We start from the raw sequence: 16,095 nt of genomic DNA, 5'->3' as shown, positions 1-16,095 counted from the left end.
ATTAACATTTCTACAGTTTGTTTATAATTAGTTTTACTATTATAAACTAATCAATAAAATTATGAACAAAGTAGTACTTTTTTTAATGGCAATTGTTGCTTCATTAACTGTTGAAGCGCAAATAAATACACCTGCCCCAAGTCCATCAGCTAAATTGATGCAAACGGTAGGTTTGACAGAAGTTATGATTGATTACTCTCGCCCTAACATGAGAGGAAGAGAAGTATATGGTAACCTTGTACCTTTTGATAAATTATGGCGTACTGGTGCTAATGCCTATACTAAAATCACTTTTGATACCGACGTTACAATTGGTGGTAAAGAGGTGAAAGCAGGTACTTATTCTATTTTCACAAAGCCAGGTGCTTCTACTTGGGAAGTGTTCTTTTACACTGATATTGTAGGTGGTGGTACACCAAGTAAATGGGAAGAAAATAAGGTGGTTGCACAGTTAAATGTTCCTGTTTACAAATTGGATATGCCAGTCGAAACTTTTACTATTACTATTGATGATGTAATGAGTAATGGAGCTAATATTGGAATTATTTGGGCAAATACATATGTTGCTGTACCTTTTATTGTTCCTACAGATGCTACCGTTATGAAAAGTATCGATAAAGCTTTAAACGGACCAACTGCAGATGATTATTATGCTGCAGCAGTTTACTACTCAAGCGAAGGTAAAGATATAAATAAGGCAAAAGAATGGATGAATAAAGCAATGTCAATGACTGAAAAACCAGCATTTTGGCAGCTTAGACAACAGTCTTTAATTTTAGCAAAAGCAGGTGATAAAAAAGGAGCAATTGAAGCTGCTAAGAAATCATTAGCTGGAGCTACTGAAGCTGGTAATAATGACTATATTAAAATGAACAATGATTCATTGAAAGAGTGGGGATCTAATTAATTAGGATCTTCAACAAAAATAAAAAGTCCGTGTAAATAATACACGGACTTTTTATTTTTAAAATATTTTTTAATTAGAGTACACCTTTACACCATCATCAATGGCTAAATGGTAATATTCGGCATCTATAGATGTTTGACTTTTATACTCTTCAAGCAAAGAAGAAATGCTTGATTCTAATTTGGAAGTCTGAATAAGATTGATTGTGCAGCCTCCAAATCCACCACCCATCATTCTTGAACCAAGAACACCTTCTAAATTTTCACCAATTTTCACGAGAGCATCTAATTCTGAGGTGGTTATTTCATATTGGGTCGACATTGCCCAATGGCCTTCATTTAAAATGTTTCCTACTTCTTGCGCGTCACCTTTTGTTAAGGCTTTCATCATTCGACGAACTCGCTCATTTTCTTCAATTATATACTTTGCCCTCTTTATATCAATGGCATCAATTTTATCTGATATATTATTTAAGTCTTTTAAAGTAACATCACGTAGCGAACAAACATTTGGCTTCGAAAGTTTCACTTCCTTAACTATATTCTCGCAAGAAATTCGTCTTTTATTATATTCAGAATCAACTGCAAGGTTGTGTTTAATATTAGAATTAACTAATACCCAACTGTAGCCATTTAAGTTTATAGGTATATAGCTATGGGTTAGGTCATTACAATCTAAGAAAAATGCATTTCCTTTTTTTCCGAAGAGAACAGCATATTGATCCATCAAACCACAATTCAGTCCAATTTTATGCTCTGCTTTTTGAGCAATTAAAGCAATTTTTTCTCTAGAAAGCTTCTTTCCTGAGATTTTGGTTATAGCATATATAAAACCACAACAAAGCGCAGCAGATGATGAAAGTCCTGATCCTATAGGTATATCACCACCAAAAACACAATCCATACCTTTTAAAGGGTAATTTTCAGAAATAAGTATTTCTATAATTGCCTTAAAATAATTCCCCCAAAAAGAGTTGAATTCTTTATGAGTGCCATTTAGTGCAAACTCAATTTTTTCAGGTTGGGATAAAAATGCTTCAATTCGAATTGCCTCTGAATTATTGGCTGAAACTGCAAAATAAATACCTTTTTCTATTGAAGCAGGCAAAACAAAACCTTTGTTGTAATCGGTATGCTCGCCAATTAAATTTATACGACCTGGAGCTTTAATAATAAGGGGATTGTCGTTATAATTTTCTTTAAAAAAAGATATAATTGTTTTATCTACCATTTACGGTTATGTAAAATATATTGGTTTTAAATTGAAGGAAGTGGTTTTTTTAACATTCTATCAAATGCTTCAAAAACAAAGGATATTATAATTACCAATGCTGCACCTATAAAATTTAGCCATAAATAACCTAATTTCTCTTGACCAGAAGGGTATATATATATCAGATAATAATATATCACACAGATGATAATTTGAGTTACAACGGCCGCAAAAAAAACGGCATTTCCTTTGATAAACTTTAAAAAGAAGGCAATCAGAAAAATACCCAAAACATTACCATAAAAAATACTACCGATAATATTGACCAATTGTATTAAATTGTCAAAAAGATTGGCAATACTGGCTATGAAAATGGCCACGATGCCCCACAATAGGGTAAAGTACTTTGATGCTTTAACATAATGGGCCTCTGTAAATTTTCCTTTCATATTACGCTTATAAAGATCTAAAGCGGTAACGGTTCCAAGTGCATTTAGTTCGGATGCGGTGGAGGACATTGCGGCAGAAAAGATAACCGCTAGCAATAACCCAACTAAACCAGTTGGTAAATTATTTAGGATGAAATGTATAAAGACATAATCCTTATCATTTGTTTCTACCACATCACTCGCTTGATTAATTAGTGATTTTGCTGCGACACGATTAATACTATCTTTCTGATTGATAAGAATAATTTGCATTTTAGCTTCTTCAACAGCTGAATATTCCTTTATTTCCAATGCAGAGGAAAACTTATTTTGAGCAATTCTTTTCTCAGCTTCTAAAGCGATTTGCCCTTCTTGCAAAAGCCTGTAGTCATTTGAATAGGGAGACTCCATTACAGCTTTTGTTGCTGAGGGATTAAAATTCAAAGGAGATGGATTATATTGATAAAACACAAATACCATTACACCTACCAGCAGAATAAAAAACTGCATGGGTATCTTAAAAATTGCATTAAAAACAAGTCCTAATTGACTTTCTCGTATCGACTTACCCGATAAATAGCGCTGTACCTGACTTTGATCTGTTCCAAAATAGGCTAGAAACAAAAATAGTCCTCCAGTAATTCCGCTCCAAAAAGTATATCGGCTGGAAGTGTTGAAATCGAAATTTAGAATTTCTAGTTTATTACTAGCACCAGCTATTTTCATTGCTTTACTAAAGGTAATATCTGAAGGAAGGTAACCCAATATAAAAAAGAAGGTAATGAACATACCGGTCATGATGATGAACATCTGTTGTTTTTGGGTGACACTTACCGCTTTGGTGCCACCTGAAACGGTATAAATAATGACCAAAGTTCCGATGATAACATTAAGGGTTCTTAAATCCCATCCTAATATAGCGGAAAGAATTATGGATGGTGCAAATATGGTAATACCGGCAGCCAATCCTCTTTGCGTTAAAAATAAAATAGCCGTTAAGGATCTTGTTTTAAGATCAAATCTATTTTCAAGAAATTCGTAGGCCGTGTATACTTTCATTCTATAGTACATGGGAATGAACACTATACAAATAATAATCATAGCGAAAGGAAGGCCAAAGTAAAATTGGACAAAACCCATTCCATCATGAAAAGCTTGGCCAGGTGTCGATAAAAATGTGATTGCACTAGCTTGGGTAGCCATTACAGATAAACCAATGGTCCACCATTTAGAATCATTACCGCCACGAACATAATCGTCAACGTTTTTACTTCCTTTGGTTTTCCAAACACCATATACTACTATGAATAGCAATGTGCCGGCAAGTATGAACCAATCTAATCCCTTCATATTAGTTGAATGAAGTCATTATATAATAGAAAATAAGAACATAAATTAGGTTGAGCACCAAAACTATGGTGTACTCTTTTTTCCAAGTTGTATTTTCGTCACGCTCTTTTTTCATCCCTTTATATTCTCTTTAACCTCCACTTTATCTTTACCTACAGAAAGCATATTTGAAAATAATTTATAAGCTCCAGGTACACCAACTGGCAATTCCCTAAAAAAACTAAGTCCGGTATAAATATAGTTTCCCTTTCCGTAAGGGGCAATTAATAGACTACCTTTTGTTATTTCTTCGTCTTTATCGTGCATACTCAAAATAGGAGTGAACTCTGAACTCCATTTATTTGGGAAATATAACCCTCTTTCTTGAACCCATCCTTTAAAATCATCTTGATTGATTTTATTAGGGAAATTTACTAATGAATTTTCTTTTGCAATTATTTCAACATCAGAATTTTCATTTGTAACACGGTCTCTAGAAATTTCTAGCTCATATGGAGCTATATTTTCAAATTGACTACCCCATCTACTTGCGGTATTATATTGCACAATAACGGTGCCACCATTTTTAGCATAATCCAGTATAAAACGTTGTTTAAATTTTAATTCATCAACAACGTTATAGGCTCTTATGCCTAAAACTACAGCATCATATTTTGCTAATGATTCTGTAGTAATTGTAGTTGGGTCAATTAACTGAACATTATAACCAATTTGTTCTAAACTAGTAGGCACTTCGTCGCCAGCACCCATAATATAACCAATATTATCCCCTGACTTCTGTATGTTTAAGCGAACTACTTTTGCTTCTGAAGGCAAAAGAACTGTTTGGGTAGGTACATGGTCATAATCAATTGTTACTAGTTCTTTTGTAATCTCATTGCCATTTAATTTTATGATAGGGGAGATGGTGCTTTCATTTTCTAAAGACGGCGGACTTAAGTTGAAATAAATCGTTTTTTCATCTCCTTTTTTTGCAATGAAAAAAGGTTGTGATACTTTGTCTACTTGCCATTCTGAGCCATATTTTAATTCAATAGTACCAGAGATACTGTCATGGTGTGCTTTAATGATAACTGGAATTCTTTTTGAAGAAGCGTCAGCAAAAATTAAAACCTTATCAGCAAAACTAGCTGTAGCCTCAGGTAATATTTCAAAAGGTTGATATATTTCTCCTTTTTCTGGTTTGGCATATTTATATACAACCGCTTTAGTTACAGGAATAATAACGCCATTAAAATCTAGATTTAATGTTGTTACGAAAGCTCTTGGTGTTTCTGGCTTTCCTATTAATTCACTATTGTTTACGGTATAAGTGCCAAGTGTGCCCTTTTCCATTAACCAATATGGGCTTGTAAATTCTGTATTTGTAGGTATTTTTAGAATTACCTTTTCTTTAAATAATTCATTATTCTTTAAAAGAATATCATTAATAGCTATGTCTTGACTATTAATGAAAACAGATTTTATTTTTACATTAACCGTGCTTCGGCTTAAAGCTTGTATTTGTACATCAGCGGTTTCACCTGGGTTTGCATATGGTGTTTCTGTAAAAGTTTCTAAGTACAATCCAGAAATGGCTGTTATAATATTTGTTAATTCCTCGGTCTTAAGCTCTTTCCAGTGTTCATCAGTGGTTTTCTGAAGTAATTGGTAGGCTTTTAATAAGGCTGGTAAATGAGTGGTTGGGTTTTTAAAATTAAAATTGTCCTGTACCCCATATAGTATTTCGCCAATAGCTTTACCGCCTTTAATTCTAGACCAGCTAGTGTCTATTCCATCGAAAATATTGTTTTTATCCTCTGGTAAATCACCTTTTAATAACTCTATATATTCATTTTCAGAGCCTCTTGAGCTTAATCTTCCAAAACCTTGACACAAATGTTGGCTACTTGCTATTGAAGCTATTTCGTTATTCGACATGCCCAACATAGGGTAGTAAATACCAACATCCATATTTAGCATTTGAGATTTGTCGGCCTTCTCAAAATTCTCTTCACTACCATAAAACCACCAGGAAGTATTGAAAAACAAACGCTTTGGTTGCCAGGTACTTGTAGTCTTTAGTTGATTTGGATATGCATTTGCATCATTTGTAAGGTCAAAGGCTTCAAAGCTCAAAATAGCTGAAGACGTGTGATGACCATGAGTGCTGCCAGGTGTTCTATGATCAAACCTATTGATAATTACATCTGGTTTGAATTTTCTAATTGCTCCTACCACATCTCCTAAAATGGCTTCTTTATTCCAGATTTCGAGAGTTTCACTTGGTTGTTTAGAATATCCAAAATCGTTTGCACGGGTAAAAAATTGTTCACCACCATCTATACGTCTAGCCGCAAGTAATTCTTGTGTTCGTAAAACACCCAAAAGCTCACGTAATTCAGGTCCAATTAAATTTTGACCTCCATCACCTCTTGTTAACGAAAGATATCCTGTTCTTGCCTTGTTATTATTTGATAAAAAAGAAATTAACCGAGTATTCTCATCATCTGGGTGTGCAGCAATATATAATGCCGAACCTAAAAAGTTTAATTTTTCAATGGAATGGTAAATATCTGCGGGTGAACTATTTTTTGGTGCCTGAGAAGTTATAGTATTGAATACAAATAGGCAACAGGTTATTAACCCTAATACTTGGCGCATTTTTAGATGGTTTTGGTAGTAAATCCAAATATAATAAGATTAGTACCTAACAGGGCTTTTTTACGACTTCTTTAACAAAATCACATGGTTTGTTCTTCATCTTCCTCGGTATTTAAAAATTCACCTTGTTGGTAGGTTGAAATTAGAATAACACCTTTTTGAAGAACCAAGTTATTGGGATAGGTTAGAATCTCTCCATTATTTCTTCTTAAATGAAGATGAAAAGCTCTAATATCTTCAATTACAAAAGAATCTAGCTCTGTCGAATTTGGATCGGTTAACTCTTTGTCTAAAATACGGATGGTGTTTCCTATTTTAAAAGGAAAGGAGAAAAAGATGATGACGCCAGCAGTGATATTACTAAGTATTGACCATTGAGCAAATAGTGCAACGCCAATAATAGCAAATACTGAGGATAACATAACTCCTAAATCCTTATAGTTTACACTCCACACTAAAGTGAGTGCGACAAGTGCAATAATGGTTAACCCAATATTAATAAACTTGAGGATTAAATTGGTTCGAACAGGATTGAAATCACTGATTTTACTGACTTTTCTTACCGCAGCGGAAAAAAGAAATTTTAATATAAGAATAACGATAAAAACAACAAGGCTATAGATAAGCTCATTGTGATGATTGGCAATAAAGTTTTTCATAAAGTTATAATCCTAAACTGTCGCGCAAAGATAAATCCTTATTTGAATTTTGCTTCCAATAGGGTGTTGTAATCCTGTTAATTATTGTTGCTGTAGAGGTTAATACTTTAGCTTTTTCACCGAAACCATCTTTGTAAGTATCCATCCAACTTTCAATCGTGTAAGGAAATTCACTCCGGAAATTAATTTTTAAAGTACGTTCTAAATCCGGATAGGTAATTTCGTATGTATTTATATCATCAGCTTTTGTTAAGGTCGTGATTGCTTTATATGCCTTAAGTTCTTTATGTGTTAACCTTATAAATTCTAACGAAGGTATCATTGTCAATTCACCGATAGGTAAATCCGCAGGATTGATTCTGATTTTATTCCAAATTTCATTTTCAAGATTAGTTTTGCCTAAATGATAATCTTGGTCTGCTTCAGAACCAAAATAGGAGTGTGACATAATTTCAAAATCATTCCTGTTATTTAGTTGGGCATAAACATGACCACACCATTCTTGAGAAGAAAATGAAAGCTTCAGTGCATGTTGGTTATCATAAACAGGATAAAAACTACTCGTCATAATGGAATAAGGGTAAATTCCTGTGATATAATTTTTAGTAGCATTCAGTTTAAGTACGGGAATATTATTACTATCATTAGTATCGGCTTTTACCTGTAGGCCAGGTAAAAATGGTTCGGTGACGAATATCATTACAGCATTTCCTTCTCTTATTTCGCCATACCTAGCTTGTTGTAATGAGTAAGATGTGATTTCTGCTGTGCCATTGTACCAATAATCTTTGAATTCTTGGATAAGTTGCTTTTTAGGTGCTTGGGTTTCTTTTTCCATAGTACCTATGGCCAATGTATCACTCTTTTCTAAAGATTTTTCTTTGCATGAGGATAGTAATACTACCATTCCGAAAATAATGTAATGTCTTGAATTCAGTTTTAGATTATTCATAATCACTATTTTTTTAAGTGTTTGGATTATTTTACTCTATTATCTTAGTTAATGTTTCATATACTAATTGGGTTGGTAGTCCAACAACATTAGTATATGAACCTTTTATCTCTTCGATGCCAATTAACCCAATCCATTCTTGAATTCCGTATGCACCTGCTTTATCAAAAGGAGTGAACTTTTCAATATAAAACCGAATTTCCTCGGGGGTTAAATTTTTGAACTTAACTTCAGTTATTGAGTTAAGTACAATTTGCCGTTCAATTGTGGTAAAACAAACCGAAGTAATTACCTGATGCCAATCTCCAGATAATTTTTTAAGCATTATTTCAGCTTCAATATCATCTTCAGCTTTTGCCAGTGACTCATTTTTGTGCCAAACCACTGTATCTGAAGTAATTAATATATCTTTAGCTTCTAACTCATTTTTAAAAGCACTTGCCTTTAATTTAGCTAAATAATCCGATATCTCAGCAGCTTTTAATTCGGAAGGATAAATCTCTTCTACCGATTTTAACCGAACTTCAAACTCCAATTCCATTTCCTTAAAGAATTGATGTCTTCTTGGTGACGCAGAGGCTAAAATTAAAGTATAGTCTTTTAGATTTTCCTTCAGCATAATTAATCGTTTGCAGCGCTAAAGTGACTCATCCAATCACCTTTAACCTTTAATACTTGTTCTATGACATCACGAACACAACCATGACCGCCATTAATATGTGATATATAATTACTTATGTTTTTAACTTCAGCAACGGCGTTTTGAGGACATGTAGCCAAGGCCACCACTTTCATTGGTGGAATGTCTGGTATGTCGTCGCCCATATATAAAATGTTTTCGGCATCTATATGATAGATGTCCATATACTCTTCTAATGCATCAATTTTATGATGGGCACCCATATAAATATCTGTTACTCCAAGTCCTTTTAATCTCCTACGAACTCCTTCATTTGTTCCACCGGTTATAATACACACATTATACCCTTTATTAAGTGCAACTTTCAAAGCATAACCATCTTTAACGCTCATTTTACGAAGCATTTCACCATCAGTTGTAATTAAAAGACTTCCATCAGTGAAAACCCCATCAACATCAAAAACAAATGTCGTAATGTCCTTTAAATACTCTTTATAACTCTTTTCCATGTTTCTCTTTAATTGCGTTGCTTAAAAGGGTATAAAGCTCCCTTTGATGTGTGTTTTTAATTAATTGTAAATGCTTTTGTAATGTTTTTTGGTCGCCGCGTTTTGCTGGCCCTGTCTGCGATTGGTATGGGGTTAAATCATCAAGTTTAGCAGCAGTTTCTTTTATTAACGGTTGTAATAGTTTAAAATCGATATTGTTTTCTGTGCAAATATCTGCGCCAATAGTATACATGTAGTTGGTGAAATTATTTACAAATACTGCAGCCACATGTAAAATTTTACGTTGTTCAGAACTTACCTCGATAACGGTATTGCTTAGTGTTTTTCCTAAATTTAGCAAAAGTTCAAAGTCCTTTTCATTCTTCGCTTCAATACACATTGGAATATCATCAAAGGAGATAATTTTACCCTTTGTGAATGTCTGTAAAGGATAAAATATTCCGGTTCGATTACATTTACTTAAAACCTCTAAAGATGTTGCACCTGATGTATGGACAATTAACCCATTGCTATCTTTGAATTTTTCGGCTACTACACCAATAGAATCGTCTGATACTGCTAATATATAAATGTCTGCTGATGGTATCTTTTTAAAATCGGTGCTAATGAATACTTTATCCTTGGCAAATGCTAAGTGATTTTTATTTCTGCCTAGTACCTGTTTTATCTCCACATCGGCCACTTTATCAAAAGCCTGAAAAAGATTTTGGGCGACATTACCTGTTCCAACTATAACGACCGATATCATGCCGCAAAAATACAAAGTTTATTGTAGTAGTGTTATATTAATATTAACAGTTTCTATGTTGTTTTAAAGCAATAAAAGACACACATAAATGATGAAAAGACCTTATTTTTGCATCTTGGAAATCAACGCCTTGCTTCAATGACGGAAATGTTCAAAAAAATATTCTTTTCTACTCGTTTAATGTCTATTCTGTTTATTGTTTTTGCAACTGCAATGGCATTCGGTACTTTCATAGAAAGTTGGTACAGTACAGAAACCGCACGTATTTGGATTTATAATGCTTTATGGTTCGAAGTCATAATGGTATTCTTCGTTATTAATTTTCTTGGAAACATGTCTAGATATCGTTTGTTTCGATTAGAAAAATGGCCAGTTCTTGTTCTTCACCTTTCTTGGGTGTTAATTATTATTGGGGCTTTTGTAACCAGATATATAAGTTTTGAAGGGATGATGCCGATTCGTGAAGGAAAAACAGAAAAGGTGTTTTATTCCGATAAAACCTATTTAACGGTGTATGTTGATGGTGATATTGATGGAGAACCACGCAGAAAAGTATTGGAAGATAATTTGATTGTTACTTCTGAAGCTATAAAATCTAACTTACCATGGAAGGAAGACTTTAATGGGAAAGATTTTAAAGTTTCTTATGTTGATTTTATTTCAGGTGCGAAGGAGGGCCTTTTGCCTGACCCAGAAGGAAATAACTACCTGAAAATTGTTGAAGCTGGTGACGGTCAACGTCATGAGCATTATCTAGAAGATGGTAAAGTTGCTAGTATACACAATGTACTATTTGCTTTGAACAATAATACGGAAGGTGCCATTAATATAAAGACAACGGATTCTATTTATCAGATATTCGCTCCATTCGAAGGTAATTTTATGAGAATGGCAGACCAATTTCAGGGCACCTTGGTTAAAGATAGTTTACAGCCTTTACAATTACGTTCGCTTTATAATACTGCTGGTATGCAATTTGTAATGCCAGATTCTTTAATTCGCGGGTCATATGGCATTGTTGAAATTCCTGTTGTTGAGAAAACTAAATTTGACCAAGATGCAATGATACTTGATGTTTCTGCAAATGGTGAAACCAAACGGGTTAAAGCTTTAGGAGGTAAGGGGCCATCAGATTTTAGTGAAAAAATAAAAGTAGGTGGGCTAGATTTTTCCGTTCGGTATGGTTCAAAGGTCTATGAATTGCCTTTCGGAATTAAATTGAATGATTTTATTGCTGAGAAATATCCTGGTACAGAAAAAGGTTATGCTTCTTTTATGAGTAGGGTAACTATTGCCGATGAACGTCCTTTCGATTATGATATTTTCATGAATCATGTTTTAGACCATGAAGGGTATCGTTTCTTTCAATCCGGTTTTGATCCTGATGAAAAAGGAACAACGTTATCTGTAAACCATGATTTCTGGGGTACTTGGATTACGTACATTGGTTATTTTCTATTGTATATAGGTTTAATGGGTATTATGTTTTTTGGTAAAACGCGTTTTAGAGATTTAGCTGAATCTTTAGATAAGATTAAAGTAAAGAAGAAAAAGATGTTTGGAGCTATCGCACTTTTAATGGCATTCTCTTTTTCTACTTATGCTCAAGAACAACATTCTGTTGATGACGGTCATGGTCATCAGCCTACGCCTAGTAAAATGCAAATCGATTCTTTACTGAAAGTAAGTATGGTAGGTAAAGAGCATGCTGATAAATTCGGGAAATTAGTCATACAAGATGATGGAGGGCGAATGAAGCCTATTAATACCTTTTCATCAGAACTACTTCGAAAATTAAGTCTTAAGGATACCTATTTAGATTATAATTCTGACCAGATCTTACTATCGATGATGATGAATCCTGCTGTGTGGTATAATACAGAGTTTATCGCTTTGGATAAAAAAGCTCAGAATGATAGTATCAGGAAAATAATCGGAATTCCATCTGGACAGAAATATGTGAAAGCAACCGATTTTTTTGATGAAAAAGGGCAGTATAAGTTAGAGCCTTACTTAGTTGAGGCAACGTCTACAACCAATCCGAATAAATTTCAACAAGATTTTAAAGATGCCAATATTCGATTGAGTTTATTGAACCAAGCATTAGGTCAAGATATTGTTAAAATATTTCCATTATTAGATGATGAGAATAACAAATGGATTTCGGCCATAGAATATAGGGGAGGGCAGTATGAGATAAGGGATTCTCTCTATGCCAATTTCGTAAAAAATGCCATGCCTTATTATCTAATGACTTTGGGTAAAGCGCAAGAGACTGGTGATTATGAACAAGCGGATAAATTATTGGCAGCGTTTCAACAAAACCAGTTGAATCATGGTAGTGAAGTATTACCATCACAAAACAAAGTGAATACAGAGGTAATTTATAATCGATTAGATATTTTTAATAGGTTGTATAAGTACTATGCTTTGGTAGGCTTATTAATGTTTTTTACACTTATTTTTCAAATATTTAAAGATCGCTCTATATGGCGAGTGGCCATTTATTTCTTTAAAGGAACGATAATTATGTTCTTTTTATGGCATACAGCTGGTTTAGCTTTGCGTTGGTATATTTCTGGCCATGCACCATGGAGTGATGCTTATGAAAGCATTTTATATGTTGCTTGGTCTACTATGGGTATCGGTTTGGCTTTAGGGCGTAAGAGTGATATGACCTTTGCTGCTACGGCCTTCGTTACTGCGATGTTATTATGGATTGCACACCAAAGTTGGATAGATCCATCAATTGCTAATTTACAACCTGTTTTAGATAGTTACTGGCTAATGATTCACGTTGCTGTAATTGTGGGTAGTTATGGTCCTTTAACCGTTGGTATGATATTGGGGCTAGTTTCGCTAATTCTAATGATATTGACTACGAAAAAGAATAAGGAACGTATGGCAATCAATATTAAAGAATTGACCATTATAACTGAATTGGCTATTACCACTGGGCTTGTTATGCTGACCATTGGTAACTTTTTAGGAGGGCAATGGGCAAATGAAAGTTGGGGTCGTTATTGGGGTTGGGATCCTAAAGAAACTTGGGCTCTTATTTCTATTATGATATACGCCTTTGTTATACACACCCGTTTAGTACCTGGTTTAAGAGGAAAATGGACCTTTAATTTTATGAGTGTTGTGGCCTTTGGTAGTATTATGATGACCTATTTCGGAGTTAACTTTTACTTGGCAGGTTTACATAGTTACGCTAGTGGCGCACAGGTAATTACGCCTATGTTCATCTATTACTTAGTGGCTGGTGTTTTAGTATTAGGAGGAATTAGTTATTGGAGATACAAAGTAAATTTTAGGGAGTAATTTACTCTAATAGCAAATCCATTAATTCTTCTGCGGCTACTTTACCTTTTAATTTTAGAAAGTCTCTTGGGGTATTATCGCCTAATTCAAAAACAATAGCAGGCATGCCATGGTTAACGTAAAAGTAATTACGAGATACCATGGTGGGTTTTATTTCTGTTGAAGGTTTAATATTTGTGTGTTTTTGTGGCAGGCGTTTAGTAATGTTTTCTATCCAGTTAAAAACGATATCTCCTTTTTCGCCAATAATGGTAGAATCTATTGGGTAATAAATATCATCCCACGTAGAATGAAAATCGGCTCCAAAAACAAACTCATATCCTTCGGCCTCTTTTTTTATAAGAAAATCTCTAACACTTCTAGTTTCTGGTTGATTAAAATCTTGCCAATCTCTATTAAGGTCAATGCCACCCATATTGTGGCGCCAATTACCGTTATCTACTCCATCAGGGTTCATCAAGGGGACAACAAATAAATCAAAATTGTCTTTAAATTTTTGAGCTTTTGGCGTATCTCCAGTAAGGGTTTCAATAAAAGATTTCATGGCTAAAAAGCCCGTAACCTCAGGTGGGTGTTGTCTTGAAATTACCATTACCGCTTTTTTGTGAGTACCATTACTGACCTCCATTAAATTCATGGATCTTTTCTCTCTACTCTCTCCAATTTTATAATTGGAGATATAGTTTTTTGTAGATAAAGAATCAATCCACTTTTTCACTCTGGTTGAGCCATATAGTTCTTGAGCAGTAATATAAGTTGGGTTTTCACCAACATTAACTTTTATTTCTACAAACTCTGGGGCGGCATTAATGCCGAATGTTCCAGAGCCATTATTTATAGCTTTAAAATTTATACTATCTACAGCCTTAAAATTTTCACCATCTAAGCTGATTTTCGGGTAATATCTACTTCTAGAATCTTGATAGGTCATTTTAATAGTTATGGTTCGAGGGTTCTTAGACCAAACCTTAAATGCATACCATGGGCTAACATTAACAGGCGTATTCTCGGCTGTAATCAATACTGTATAATGATTATCACCATCTGAAGTGATGCCATTTAATCGACCGCTTTCAAAATCATTACTAAAGAATAGGTTGTCCTCATCTAAAGACCAAATACCTTTCCACTGTTTTTGTACTGGCTTAGATAATGTAGAAACTACAGCACTCTTGCCTTGACCTTGATAACCTTTAGCTATAGGTTTTTGATTCTTACAGGCAATAAATGAAATAAAAATAAAAGTGATATATATTAATTTGCTAGCTTTCATAAATTAAGGTTGTAGTTATTTATAAAACTATCGTGGTCTTTAACTTTGGGTTATAATTATATGTAAAACTATGAACAAAAAAATTAAGATATTATTTTTCATTTAAAGAGAAAATTGATACACGCTTATTTTTAAATACATTAATATATTATTGTCATATGATTGTATTAAAGTGTCGTGAATATTTTTTATAGTTTGTAAACCTTATGTTCATATATCAAAATTCTTTACATACTATTTTCTTACCTTTAATCTTTATAATTTTTTGAAATGAAAGCACAAAATAAAGGTTTGAATACGATATGTACACACGTAGGTGAATTAGAAGATAAACAGCACAGCGGGGCAATATCGCCACTTTACATGAGTACATCATATGCATATGAGGATGTAGATGTAAAACGTTATCCAAGATATTTTAATACACCAAATCAAGAAGGACTTTGCAAGAAAATCGCGGCTTTAGAGCATACAGAAGCTGCACTTATTTTTGGCAGCGGCATGGCAGCGGTTAGTACAGCATTAATGGCATTTTTGAAGGCAGGTGATCATGTAGTATTACAGCAAACACTATATGGTGGTACGTATAACTTGGTGAATGAAGAATTTAGTAAATATGGCATTGAATATTCCTTTACCGAAGGATGGAAGGCAGAAGCTTTTGAGGCACAAATTAAAGAGAACACCAAAGTTATTTATATAGAGACACCATCAAATCCATTATTAACGATTACAGATTTGAAGGCGGTAGCAACAATAGCGAAGAAGCATGGGTTAGTAACTATGATTGATAATACATTTGCCAGCCCTGTAAATCAAAATCCTATTGATTTTGGAATTGATATTGTTATTCATAGCGCGACGAAATACATGGGTGGTCATTCTGATATTTGTGCCGGTGCTGTAGCTTCTACTGCGGATAATATGGAACGTATTTTTAATCTGGCAAAAAACTTTGGTGGTAGCCTAAGTGATTATACCGTTTGGCTATTAGAAAGAAGTATGAAGACTATGGGTATACGGGTAAGAGCCCAAAATGAGAATGCGCTAGCTATGGCCAATTTTCTTCAAGAAAATAAAGACATAGAAAGGGTTTATTATCCTGGTTTACCTACGCATGAAGACCATGAAATTGCAAAGAAACAAATGAAAGGATTTGGCGGAATGTTATCATTCGAGTTGAATTCAAGTTTAGACGCGTCTTTATTTCAAAAATCTTTAAAATTGATAAAATCTTCAATGAGTTTAGCTGGTGTAGAAAGTACAGTATTATCACCTACTAAAACTTCTCATGCATTAATGAGTGCAGAGGTACGTGCAGAACAAGGTATAGCTGATGGGTTGATTCGCTTTTCTGTTGGGATTGAAGAACCTGAAGATTTGATACAAGATATATTACAGGCCTTAGCGGCAATTAAAAATAAAGCATAGGCATAATTAGTAACAAATT

General features: G+C 33.9%; 12 protein-coding genes. 3 read left to right on the top strand and 9 right to left on the bottom strand.

Annotation, left to right across the window (positions count from 1 at the left end; all coding sequences use genetic code 11):
* Nucleotides 1-61 precede the first annotated feature (61 nt).
* Complete coding sequence (locus tag B5X55_RS13340) at nucleotides 62-907, top strand: DUF2911 domain-containing protein (protein WP_079513130.1); 846 nt, start codon at nucleotides 62-64, stop codon at nucleotides 905-907.
* 69 nt (nucleotides 908-976) lie between these two features.
* On the opposite strand, the gene galK is transcribed toward B5X55_RS13340, so the two are convergent.
* The 8 genes from galK to B5X55_RS13300 form a co-directional block, all read right to left on the bottom strand.
* Complete coding sequence (gene galK / locus B5X55_RS13335; protein WP_079513129.1) at nucleotides 977-2,137, bottom strand: galactokinase; 1,161 nt, start codon at nucleotides 2,135-2,137, stop codon at nucleotides 977-979.
* Nucleotides 2,138-2,163: 26 nt separating this feature from the next.
* The gene (locus B5X55_RS13330) at nucleotides 2,164-3,897 is read right to left on the bottom strand and encodes a sodium:solute symporter family protein (protein WP_079513128.1); all 1,734 of its coding nucleotides are present in this window, start codon (nucleotides 3,895-3,897) and stop codon (nucleotides 2,164-2,166) included.
* A 111-nt stretch (nucleotides 3,898-4,008) separates the two neighbouring features.
* A complete protein-coding gene (locus B5X55_RS13325) occupies nucleotides 4,009-6,540 on the bottom strand; it encodes a PIG-L family deacetylase (RefSeq protein WP_079513127.1) in 2,532 nt (843 codons plus the stop codon).
* Nucleotides 6,541-6,620: 80 nt separating this feature from the next.
* A complete protein-coding gene (locus tag B5X55_RS13320) occupies nucleotides 6,621-7,199 on the bottom strand; it encodes a mechanosensitive ion channel domain-containing protein (protein WP_079513126.1) in 579 nt (192 codons plus the stop codon).
* 4 nt (nucleotides 7,200-7,203) lie between these two features.
* Nucleotides 7,204-8,151 (bottom strand): septum formation inhibitor Maf, encoded by a 948-nt coding sequence (locus B5X55_RS13315; protein ID WP_079513125.1) that lies wholly within the window; start codon nucleotides 8,149-8,151, stop codon nucleotides 7,204-7,206.
* Between the two features lie 31 nt (nucleotides 8,152-8,182).
* The gene (locus B5X55_RS13310) at nucleotides 8,183-8,770 is read right to left on the bottom strand and encodes a Maf family nucleotide pyrophosphatase (RefSeq protein WP_079513124.1); all 588 of its coding nucleotides are present in this window, start codon (nucleotides 8,768-8,770) and stop codon (nucleotides 8,183-8,185) included.
* 2 nt (nucleotides 8,771-8,772) lie between these two features.
* Complete coding sequence (locus B5X55_RS13305) at nucleotides 8,773-9,300, bottom strand: KdsC family phosphatase (protein WP_079513123.1); 528 nt, start codon at nucleotides 9,298-9,300, stop codon at nucleotides 8,773-8,775.
* Entirely contained in the window at nucleotides 9,284-10,048 is a 765-nt protein-coding gene (locus B5X55_RS13300; protein WP_079513122.1) for a Rossmann-like and DUF2520 domain-containing protein, read from the bottom strand. Before B5X55_RS13300 ends, B5X55_RS13305 begins: the two co-directional genes overlap by 17 nt.
* Before the next feature lie 138 nt (nucleotides 10,049-10,186).
* Between B5X55_RS13300 and ccsA the strand changes: the two genes are divergently transcribed.
* Nucleotides 10,187-13,372 (top strand): cytochrome c biogenesis protein, encoded by a 3,186-nt coding sequence (gene ccsA, locus B5X55_RS13295; RefSeq protein WP_079513121.1) that lies wholly within the window; start codon nucleotides 10,187-10,189, stop codon nucleotides 13,370-13,372.
* 1 nt (nucleotide 13,373) lies between these two features.
* On the opposite strand, the gene B5X55_RS13290 is transcribed toward ccsA, so the two are convergent.
* On the bottom strand, nucleotides 13,374-14,645 hold the full coding sequence (locus B5X55_RS13290; protein WP_079513120.1) for a M14 family metallopeptidase: 1,272 nt from the start codon (nucleotides 14,643-14,645) through the stop codon (nucleotides 13,374-13,376).
* Between the two features lie 270 nt (nucleotides 14,646-14,915).
* Between B5X55_RS13290 and B5X55_RS13285 the strand changes: the two genes are divergently transcribed.
* Entirely contained in the window at nucleotides 14,916-16,076 is a 1,161-nt protein-coding gene (locus B5X55_RS13285; RefSeq protein ID WP_079513119.1) for a trans-sulfuration enzyme family protein, read from the top strand.
* The last annotated feature ends 19 nt before the right edge of the window (nucleotides 16,077-16,095 follow it).

Origin of the sequence: Maribacter arcticus, from assembly GCF_900167935.1 — a bacterium.
Taxonomy (GTDB): domain Bacteria; phylum Bacteroidota; class Bacteroidia; order Flavobacteriales; family Flavobacteriaceae; genus Maribacter; species Maribacter arcticus.
Note: the sequence above shows the minus strand (reverse complement) of the source record. Positions and strands in the feature narration are given on the sequence as shown.